The following is a 10,007-nucleotide window of genomic DNA, read 5'->3' on the forward strand; positions in this document are numbered from 1 at the left end:
GCCGGACGGCGGCGACGCCCGGACACCTCGCGGGAGCGGTCTCAGCGCAGGCGGAACACCGGGCCGCGGGGTGTGAACGGGAGCGAGGCACCTTCCGGGACGAGGTAGGCGTGTTCCGGCCGTACACGGAGCACGTCGCAGTGGCCGTCCGTGATGACGAGGACGGGCGCCGTCGTGGGGAAGTCCTCGGCGCGACGGAGGAGGTCGATCCCCGGCTGGAGGACGGTGCCCCCGCGCCCGCGCACCCGCACCCGGCCCGCGATCTCCGTCGGCGGCAGATACCCGGCGTCGTACGCGGCGGCGTCGCAGAAGACCACCCGGGCCGCCGGGACGTCGCGGGCCTCGGCGTACGAGGCGATTGCGCCGAGCGCCTTGCCGAGCAGCCGCGCGTTCATGGAACCGGACGTGTCCAGCACGACGCCGAAGGTGCACCGGGCGACCTGCTCGGGCGGGAAGTACCTTCCGGCGCGGGGGATGTCGGGCGTGGAGGCCTGGCGGCGTGCCGGCCGCGCGAAGCTGCGCACCGGCTCCGGGCGCGGCACGAACTCGTCGAACCAGCGGGCCAGCCGGGCGTCCCACGGCACCGGCGGATGGGCCAGGGCCCTGATCTCCTGGACCAGCCCGGCGGGCAGCAGGCCCCGTTCGCCGCCGAGGTGCAGATCGAGCCCCTGGACGAGGCCGCGCCGGTAGAACTCGTCGAGATCGACCCAGTCGCCCGGGCGTCCGCCGAGCGGTTCGCCGAGGATGTCGCCGACGCCCTTGCCGCGGAGGGTGGCGAGGCGCCGGATGCGGCGGGCGTCCGTGACGATCCGGTCGTACACCTCCTCCGCCGACAGCCCCTTCAACGCCGGCTCGTACAGGAGCCCTTCGGGCATGGAGCCGACCGCCATCTCCACGAGCCAGCCGTTGACGACGTAGTCGGCGGCCACGTTGAACAGGTACGGGTCGCGGGCGCCGCGGCGGTCACCGTGGCGCAGGGCGGCGTGCAGCATCTCGTGGGCGAGGACGAAACGCCATTCCTCGTCCTCGTACCGGCGCAGCGGGTTGACGTAGATCTCGCCGAGCGTGGCGTCCACGGCGGCGACGGCGATGCCGTGGGCGCGGGCCAGTTCGGCGTCCGCGACGAGCTTCATGCCCGCCGCGATGCCGCCGAGCAGCGGGTACGAGGAGATGAACCAGCTGAGCGCGCGGTCCCAGGGCCGTGCGGGGTGCCGTTCGCCGGTGAGCGTGTCGCGCCGGCCCCCGGCGACGTCCATGGCGGCGGACACGGTGCGGGTCAGCGCACGGGCGAAAGCGAGCTGCCAGTCGGCCGGGGTGTGCCACCGCGACCACGGCACCAGGATCTGGTCGGCGCCGTCGCCGCCCGTACCGCAGCGCCCGTACGCGGCCGGCACGCCGTCGCGGCGCCAGCGGGTGGCGAGCTGCTCCTCGTCGCCGTCGGGGTACGAGGACGGGAGGTGCTCGGGGGCACGGCCGACGGGGTACGTGAGCAGGAAGCGGTTGACGACGGCGCAGCGGGCGGCGAGTTGGGGCCGGTCCGGCTGCGGACGGTCGCCCTTCGCTGCGGGGACGTGGCCGAAGCCGAGATGGATGAGGCAGTGGGCGACGGCCCACGCCCACTCGGCCGGCTCGGCACGCCGGTCGGGGTGGACGTGGATCCTGCCGTTGGAGTCGACGGCGGCCAGTCCGTGGCGCGGGCCCAGATCGCAGTCCCGGCTGCGGCAGACATCGGCCTCCAGCGCCGCGAGGGCCGGGTTGCGCCGGACGACGGCCAGCCCGGCGAGGAACGCCTCGGTGGCGGCGTCGTTCCGCGCCTTCTTCCTCCCGTGCGCCGCGTGGTTCGTCGCCCGGCTCACCGGCGGGCCTCGACCAGCCGCGGCATGTCGCGGGCGGCCTCGACGAGGAACCAGGCGGGCAGCACGGGCTGCCCGTCCTCGTCGTCGCGGATGACGGTCTGGGCGACCTCGACGGAGATCTCGGCGAGCTGGACGAGCAGCGCCTTGGCGCGGTGCGCGGTCTGCCGCAGTGCGGGCGGGATCTGCTCCTTGGCGGCGGGGAGTTCCTTGACGAGCCGGCCCCGGAACGCGTCGGCGAGGTAGTAGAGCAGGTCGCGGTCCTCGATCCGGCGGGGCCAGGGAGCGTCGCCCTTGATGATGGCGTCGATGCCGTACGCGTGCCGCACGATCTTGACGTAGCCGCAGAAGGACACGGCGTGCGCGGGGGTGAGCGTGCCGTGCGCGACGATCCTGAGGGTCTCCTCGTCCAGAGCCGGCCCGAAGGAGTGCAGCGCGTCGGAGAGCATGTGCCAGGAACGGGGAGTGGAGAACGGCTCCTCGGTCTTCGGCGGCTGCGACCAGAGGTGGTCGGGCCGGTCGCCGAGGTAGTCCACGACCCACGGGTGGACGCCGTTGTCACCCGCCCACACGAGCCAGTCGGTGGCGGAGGCGCGCAGATGGACATGGGTGAGCCGGTTGACCAGCGCGGAAGCGATGGGCCTGGCCAGGGCGTTGTCGGTGGCGCGGTTGCCGGCGCCGATGACGACGGACCCGGCGGGAAGCTCGTACGCGCCGATGCGCCGGTCGAGGATCAGGGAGTAGAACGCCTTCTGCACATCGGGAGTGGCGGCGTTCAGCTCGTCGAGGAACAGGCAGTAGGGCTCGTCCCGGGCGATGGCCTCGGGCGGGCAGAAGACGGACCTGCCGTCGCGGATCTGCGGTACGCCGATGAGGTCCTCGGGGGCCAGCTGGGTGCCGAGGAGACTGACGCACTCGAGGCCCAGGGACGCGGCGAAGTTCCGTACGAGGGACGACTTGCCGATGCCCGGGGCGCCCCACAGGAAGACGGGCCGCACGGTGGCGAGGCCGAGCAGCAACTCGGGGACACGGGCGGGCGTGACGGTGACGGCTGCCTGCAAGCTGACGACTCCTGAGAACGGGCGATGTCCGGTGCGCCCGGACTGTTCGATGCGTCCGAACAGTCTGGACGCCACGGACCCCGCGACGCAGCCCGTTTATCGCCGGGTGCGGCCGTGTCGGCGGTACGGTCCGGACCGGCGCCCGGGGCGCTCGTCCGGCGCCCGGTCTGCGGGCAACTGCCGCCCCCCTTCCCGTCGGTGCCTGCTGCCGGCGTCCGCGCCGAGCCGGCCGGCCTGCGTCCAGTCGGCAAACCACCAGGCACCCGTCACCACGCCCGACCACAGGAGCCCGGCCGACACCGCGGAAGGCCACGATGCCTTCTCCCCCACCTCTCCACGACTGCCAGCAGCACCCAGCTGCTCAGCAGGACACTCGCAACCCGTACACGCCGATGCTTGAACATCCGGCCCGACTACCCGTTCCCGGGGGGAAGATCACACGGCGACCCAGTGGCGTGCGGGCAGCCGCCGTACGACCTGATGGTGTTCCGCACGCCCCGGCTGGAGGCCGGATCGTGCGGACATGCCGGACGGAAAGGAGCAGCGGTGAGCCATACGCCCACAGGCCGTATGTCCCCATCATTGGGTAGATATGACTGTATGAGTTTCCGCGCGCATATTCCGCTGCCATGCCCATTGGCAGATAGTGGAAGGGAATCATTGGACTCCGAACAGGAGGTTCGCCATGTCCTGTCCACCGTCGGTCGATGCGCGAAAAGCGCTGGATTTCCTCAGGACCAGTGGGCTGGTCGATCTCAGCGTTCCGCTGGAGCGTGTGGTCGGCCAGGTCAGTCAACTGGACGATGTCGCGGGCTATGTACTGGCGTGGGAGCGCTACGTGCTGGTCGTCGCCAACGAAGTAGCGGACGCCCCGGCGCCCACTGACAGCTGAACGAGCAAAGCAAGATGACTGCCGGGAGGATCACGGTGGAAGCAGAACAGCCCGGCGCCAGGTCATCTCGAAGGCGCGCGGTGGAGGATCGGGCAGTCGCCTGGCTCGCTGCGCGCCGGGCTCTGCTGGACCCGCGCGGCGCTCAGCCGGACACCGTGCTCTTCACCCGCAAGGCGCTGATCGAGACGGCGTTTCTGGCGGGACTGCGAGCCCGGCTCGACGACGCACCACTCACGGATGACTACGCGGCCATCCTCGAGCAGGTCGAGGAAGCCGCCCGGGAGCCCGGCTATCAGGAGATGATCGCGCGGGACGAGAGCGCCCTGCTGCTGTATGCCGGTACGTACGCGGCGCTGCGGCTCTGCGGTCGCGACGCCCCGGAGTTCCAGCGCATCATCCGGCAAGCCGTGGAAGGCGGGTACGCGGCGGCTTTCGAGCGTGTCCCGTACCGGCAGCTGGACCTGCTCCACACCCTGTACCTGTGCGGAATCGAGCACGACCTGCCCTCGATGGACGACGTGCTGCCGTTCTCGCTCCTGTGCCGCCGCCCGAACGTGCTGAAGCTGGCCGATCGAGACGTCTACGCCATCACGCACACCGTCTTCTACGTCACCGACTTCGGCCTGCGCGACCCGGTGTGGCCTCGCGGATTCCGACCCGGTGAGGGGGTCGAACTCCTCGAAGCGCTCCTCGTCCTGGCCGAGGCCCGTGCCAACGCCGACTTGGTCGGGGAGCTGCTGTGCTGCCTGTACTGCCTCGGTGTCACCGACTCCCACGCGGCGGACCGTGCCTGGGCCTTCCTGGAGTCGGTCCAGGAGGACAATGGTCGGGTGAACGGCCCCGAAGGCGTACTCCACCCAGGAATCGACGCCGGGGACAGCGGCTTTCGGCACTGGGCCGAGGGTTACCACACCACGATCGTCGCCGCCCTGGCCGGACTGCTCGAGCGAAGTCCCCGGCGTCGCACCCAGCCTCCCCCTTCTCCGCCCGCCGTGGACGTCCCCCTGCGGACACCCCTGAGGCGCGCCGTGATGTGGCTGTGCGACACGAGTCCGGAGCAGGACCACCGCTCCGGCCTCGCCGGGGTCACCGCGGCCGCTGTGGGAGCGGCCGCGATCCGGGAACCCGGCCTCGTCCGCCCCTCACTCGAGCACTACGCGGCACAACTCGCCGACGCTGACCCGGCCTTCTGGCAGGAGCAGGGCATGGAGATCGCGGGGGAGTTCGCCGTGGCGCTCCGGCAGGCAGGAGTCCACTGCCCCTCCCTCGACGGACATCTCAGACGCACCGCCGACGCGGTCGCCTCCTTCGAGAGCATCCCCGCCGACATCGCCGGCGGTGTGGACCGGCTGGTCAGCCTCGGCGTCCTCGAGCAGTCCGCCGCCTCGGCGATCCCCCGGCAGACCACGCACCACGAAAAGAACCTCGGGCCCCTTCACGCCGCGGTCTCCCTGTGCGAGGCCCGGGAGAACTACCACTTGGGGCAGATGGCGGCGACGCTCCGCACCCTCGTCCAGGAGGGTTGGGGCCACCACCGCATCACGCGGGACGCCGTGTCCTTCCTGATCGCCCAGCAGAACACCCACGGGGCCTTCGGCTACCCGGCCTTCGACGACCGGACGGCACGCCGGCAGGCCCAGTACTCCTGGACGCGGAGTGCGGTCATCGCCCTTGCCGCCGTGGCGACGACCGGGCGACGGACCCTCACGGTCACCGACGGGGTGCTCGCCGGGGGCGGGGGCGCCCCAGACACAGGGGCGCCGTGGAGGAGCGGCCCCGTCTATGCGGACTCACCGGGCGCGGCCGGGGTAGACGAACCCCATGGATGACGGAGTCCTCTGGTGGATCGTCGGTGCGACGGCCCTGGCGACGGCCGGGTGCGCCGCCTGGATGCTCCTCCGGGTGGTCAGGGCCCGCAGGGCGCTCCTCGACGCCGGAGTGCCCTTCAGGGACAAGGCGTTGTTCTGGGCCGCCGTGCTCTACACGGTGTCGCCCGTCGACGTGCTGCCCGACCCGGTGTACCTCGACGACATCGGCGTGCTGATGCTCGCGCTCCGCGCCCTGCACACCGCCGCTCGGGGTGCGACCGGGCAGAAGCCCGGATGACCCCGTCCCGGCCCGCCCGGCGGCCGGTTCGCGCCCATCGCGCCGGGGCATCGGGGGACCTCACCGACGGCTTCGCCGACCCGGCCGGCGCACGACCGGCCGGCGGGCGGGGCGGTCGGTTCAGGCGACCATCGGCGGCAGACCGGGCAGCACCTTCTCGATGGTGACGGGGAAGTCGCGCACGCGTACGCCGGTGGCGTTGAACACCGCGTTCACGACCGACGCGCCGGCCCCGCAGATGCCCACCTCACCGACGCCCTTCGCGCCCAGGACGTTGGCCTTGTCGTCGTACCCGTCGAGGACGACGGCGTCCACGTCGGTGATGTCGGCGTGGACGGGCACGAGGTATCCCGCGAGATCCCGGTTGACGAAGGCACCGGACCTCGGGTCGACGACGGCCTCCTCCTCCAGGGCCGCGCCGACTCCCCAGATCATTCCGCCGATCAGCTGCGAGCGGGTCGTCTTCGGGTTGAACACGCGGCCCACCGAGAAGACGCCGAGCATCCGCCGCAGCCGGATCTCGGCGGTGTCCGCGTCGACCCCCACTTCGGCGAAGTGGGCCCCGTAGGTGTTGATCGAGTAGTCCGCGTAGTCCGGTTCGTCGCCCATGTAGCGGACCTGGCCCTCAGCCTCCAGACCCTCGGGACGGCTGCGCGCGACGATCTCCGCCAGTGCCTCGGACGTGGCGCCGATGCGCACGTCGCCGTCGGAGAACTCGGCGCCGGCCGGGTCCAGGCCGTACAGCGCGGAGCGTGCGTCGCCGCGGGCCGCCTCCAGCAGTTCCTCGCGCAGGGCCAGGCACGCCCGGTGCGTCGCCGTGCACGAGTTGGTGGCGCCCCACGAACCTCCGGACCCCCAGCTGGCGGGGAAGTCGGAACGTCCCAGCTCGATCCGCACCCGGTCGAGGGGAAGTCCGAGTCCCTCGGCCGCGACCTGGGTCAGGATGGTGTAGGTGCCCGTGCCGATGTCGGTCATGTCCGTCCGGACGACGGCGGTGCCGTCCGCCTCCAGACGCACCCGCACCGTCGTCGGTCCCTGGAAGTGCCCCCGGATCGCCGCGGACATCCCGTAGCCGACCAGCCACCGCCCGTCCCGCACACTGGCCGGCGTGGCCGGGCGGTTCTCCCACCCGAACCGGCGTGCGCCTTCCCGGAGGCAGTCGACCAGGTGCCGGTCGCTGTACGGCACGTCCCGCTCGGGGTCGACGGTGGGTTCGTTGCGGATCCGCAGCTCGACCGGGTCCATCCCGAGGGCGTCGGCCAGCTCGTCCATCGCCGACTCGACCGCCAGCATGCCCGGCGCCTCGCCCGGCGCGCGGACGTCCGTCCCGCGCGGCAGGTCGAGCGCCGCAAGCCGGTGGCTGGTCAACCGGTGGGGCGCGGCGTAGAGGCTGCGGGTCGTGGCGGCGGTCTGCTCGGCGTACTCGATGTCGGGGTTGGTGTGCATGGTCACGTCGTGGGCGATCGCCGTCAGCCGTCCGTCGCGTTCCGCGCCCAGCCGGACCCGCTGGCTCGATATGGGGCGCATCCCGACGAGTTGGAAGACCTGCTGACGGGTCATCGCGACCTTGACCGGCCTGCGGAGCACGCGGGCCGCGAGCGCCGCCAGGATCGTCTCGGAGTGGATGCCCAGTTTGGAGCCGAATCCCCCGCCGACGAAGGGGGCGACGACGTGCACCCGTTCCGGGTCCATCCGGAGGGTGGCGGCGACCGAGGCCTGCGCCGCGTTGACGATCTGGGAACTGACGTAGACGATCAGGTCGTCGTCCCGTGGCTCCGCCAGGCACGCGTTCGGTTCGATCGGCAGCGAGAACTCGTACGGGGTCGTGTAGTGCTGGTCGACCTTGACCTCCGCGCTGTCGAACCCCGCGTCGAAGTCGCCCACCTCCGTGTCGGTGGGGAGTCCGGCGTTGACCACTTTCGGGATGTACACGTCGTCCTCGAACTCGGAGAAGTCGAAACGTCCCCGCCCGGTGCTGTACTCGACCTCGACGAGGTCGGCAGCGGCCCGGGCCTGCTCGAGGGTCCCGGCGACGACGAGGGCCACCGGCTCGCCGAAGTGGTGCACGTCGGGGCCGGTCAGCTCCGGCTGGGCGCGCCAGTACTCGAACGGGATCGACTCGTCGCGCGGGCCCTGCACCGGCGCGTTGTGATGGGTCATCACCAACTCGACACCGGGCGCGTTCTCGGCGCTCTCGGTGTCGATCCGCGTGATACGGCCCTTGCCGATCGTGGCACCGACGATGAAGCCGTACAGCGGCCGGCCGGCCTCCCAGTGCTCGTAGGCGTAGGGTGCCCGGCCGGTGGCCTTCAACGGGCCGTCGACGCGGTTCACGGCGTCCCCGATCATCTCGCCTCCTCAGCTCGCCCCGGCCACTTGCGCCAGCGTGCGGCACAGCGTGCGCCTGGCCAGTTCGATCTTGAAGTCGTTGTGCCCGCGCCCGACCGCGTCGCGCATGGCCGCCTCGGCGGCGGAGCGGTAGGTGTCCATCGTGGCCGGGCGGCCGGTCAGCGCGGCCTCCGCTTCGGCGGACCGCCACGGTTTGGGCGCCACCCCGCCGAACGCGACCCGTGCCTCGTCGATCCTCCCCTGGTCGGTCGAGACGACGGCCGCCACGGACACGAGCGCGAACTCGTAGGACGCCCGGTCGCGCACCTTGCGGTACCGCTGCCGGCCCGGCGGCGGCGAGGGCAGGACGACAGCCGTGATCATCTCGCCGGGCCGCAGCACGGTCTCGATGTGCGGTGTGTCGCCGGGCAGCCGGTAGAAGTCGTCGATGGCGACGCGGCGCACCGACCGGTCGGCGTCGAGCAGTTCGATCTCCGCGTCGAGCGCGGTCAGGGCGACGGCCATGTCCGAGGGGTTGGTGGCGATGCAGGAGTCGCCTGCGCCGAGGACGGCGTGTATCCGGTTGAACCCGCCGATCGCCGAACACCCCGATCCCGGATCGCGTTTGTTGCACCCGGCGGTGGTGTCGTAGAAGTACGGGCAGCGGGTGCGCTGCAGCAGGTTCCCACCGGTGGACGCCTTGTTGCGCAACTGGCCCGAGGCACCGGAGACCAGCGCCTCCGACAGCACCGGGTACCGCGTGCGCACCCAGGCGTCCGCGGCCACCACGGAGTTGGTCGCCTGGGCGCCGATGCGCAGTCCGCCGTCAGGGAGTTCCTCGATGTCCCGCAGCGGGAGGCGGCTGATGTCGACCAGATGGCTGGGCTGCTCGATGTCCAGTTTCATCAGGTCGAGCAGATTGGTCCCGCCGCTGATGAACTTCGCGCCGTCCTTCGACACCGCGGCGACGGCGGACTCCGCGTCCGTGGCCCGCTCGTAGGTGAAGGACCTCATGGCGTACCGCCTTCCGCCGTGCCGCGGATGGCCGCGACGATGTTCGGATAGGCGGCGCACCGGCAGATGTTGCCGCTCATCCGCTCGCGGATCTCCTCGTCCGTCAGCGCGATCCGCCGCGAGGTCACATCGGCGGTGGCGTGGCTCGGCCAGCCCGCTTCCACCTCGGTGAGCATCCCCACGGCCGAACAGATCTGGCCCGGGGTGCAGTAGCCGCACTGGAAGCCGTCCTCCTCGACGAAGGCGCGTTGCATGGGGTGCAGGTGGTCGGGGTCGCCGAGGCCCTCGATGGTGACGATCTCGTCGTCCTCGTGCATGACGGCGAGGGACAGGCACGCGTTGACGCGCCGGCCGTTGACCAGCACGGTGCAGGCACCGCACTGACCGTGATCGCATCCCTTCTTGGTGCCGCTCAGCCGCAGGTGTTCGCGCAGCGCGTCCAGCAGCGAGGTCCGTGGATCCACCTCGAGCTCCCGCACCTGATCGTTGACGTTCAGCCATATCGCCGAGAGTTGGGCCATCCCGCCCGGGCTCCGCTCGGCGGGGCCCGTATCCGGATCGCTCATCACAGCCCGCCTTCCTCGCTAGGTGCGGGTGCCAATCAGGACGTGCGTCGCCGTGGTCGGCACGCTTCCCCCAGGGTCGGCACACGTCCCCCCAGCGGCCCGTCGCCACCCGGGGCGTGCCCTTCATCCCAGGGTCTCGCAGATGCCGTCGCGCCGCGATTCATGCCGCCGCGGTGCCGCCCGCACC

8 protein-coding genes are annotated in these 10,007 nt (G+C 71.7%); 3 read left to right on the forward strand and 5 right to left on the reverse strand.

Annotated elements, in window-relative coordinates; all coding sequences use genetic code 11:
* Positions 1–41: 41 nt before the first annotated feature.
* Together QRN89_RS30180 and QRN89_RS30185 are read right to left on the reverse strand one after the other, a co-directional pair.
* Positions 42–1,856, reverse strand: coding sequence for a vWA domain-containing protein (locus QRN89_RS30180; RefSeq protein ID WP_290352581.1), 1,815 nt, complete (start codon positions 1,854–1,856; stop codon positions 42–44).
* Positions 1,853–2,914 carry an ATP-binding protein gene (locus QRN89_RS30185; protein WP_290352582.1) on the reverse strand — a complete coding sequence of 354 codons (1,062 nt, stop codon included), beginning with the start codon at positions 2,912–2,914 and terminating at the stop codon, positions 1,853–1,855. The genes QRN89_RS30180 and QRN89_RS30185 overlap by 4 nt, the downstream gene beginning before the upstream one ends.
* A 685-nt stretch (positions 2,915–3,599) precedes the next feature.
* On the opposite strand from QRN89_RS30185, the gene QRN89_RS30190 reads away from it, so the two are divergent.
* The 3 genes from QRN89_RS30190 to QRN89_RS30200 all read left to right on the forward strand — a co-directional run bounded on the left by QRN89_RS30190 (position 3,600) and on the right by QRN89_RS30200 (position 5,912).
* Positions 3,600–3,806, forward strand: a complete 207-nt coding sequence (locus tag QRN89_RS30190) for a hypothetical protein (protein ID WP_290352583.1) — start codon at positions 3,600–3,602, stop codon at positions 3,804–3,806.
* 80 nt (positions 3,807–3,886) lie between these two features.
* Entirely contained in the window at positions 3,887–5,635 is a 1,749-nt protein-coding gene (locus QRN89_RS30195; protein WP_290352584.1) for a DUF6895 family protein, read from the forward strand.
* Entirely contained in the window at positions 5,628–5,912 is a 285-nt protein-coding gene (locus QRN89_RS30200; RefSeq protein ID WP_290352585.1) for a YkvA family protein, read from the forward strand. The genes QRN89_RS30195 and QRN89_RS30200 overlap by 8 nt, the downstream gene beginning before the upstream one ends.
* A gap of 120 nt (positions 5,913–6,032) precedes the next feature.
* On the opposite strand, the gene QRN89_RS30205 is transcribed toward QRN89_RS30200, so the two are convergent.
* From QRN89_RS30205 to QRN89_RS30215, 3 genes are read right to left on the reverse strand one after another with little or no spacing between them, the layout of a single operon-like run.
* Positions 6,033–8,261: a xanthine dehydrogenase family protein molybdopterin-binding subunit gene (locus QRN89_RS30205; protein WP_290352586.1), complete on the reverse strand. Its 2,229-nt coding sequence runs from the start codon at positions 8,259–8,261 to the stop codon at positions 6,033–6,035.
* 9 nt (positions 8,262–8,270) lie between these two features.
* Complete coding sequence (locus QRN89_RS30210) at positions 8,271–9,254, reverse strand: FAD binding domain-containing protein (protein WP_290352587.1); 984 nt, start codon at positions 9,252–9,254, stop codon at positions 8,271–8,273.
* A complete protein-coding gene (locus tag QRN89_RS30215) occupies positions 9,251–9,820 on the reverse strand; it encodes a 2Fe-2S iron-sulfur cluster-binding protein (protein WP_290352588.1) in 570 nt (189 codons plus the stop codon). The genes QRN89_RS30210 and QRN89_RS30215 overlap by 4 nt, the downstream gene beginning before the upstream one ends.
* Positions 9,821–10,007: the final 187 nt, after the last annotated feature.

The organism is Streptomyces sp. HUAS CB01 (genome assembly GCF_030406905.1).
GTDB classification, from domain to species: Bacteria; Actinomycetota; Actinomycetes; order Streptomycetales; family Streptomycetaceae; genus Streptomyces; species Streptomyces chengbuensis.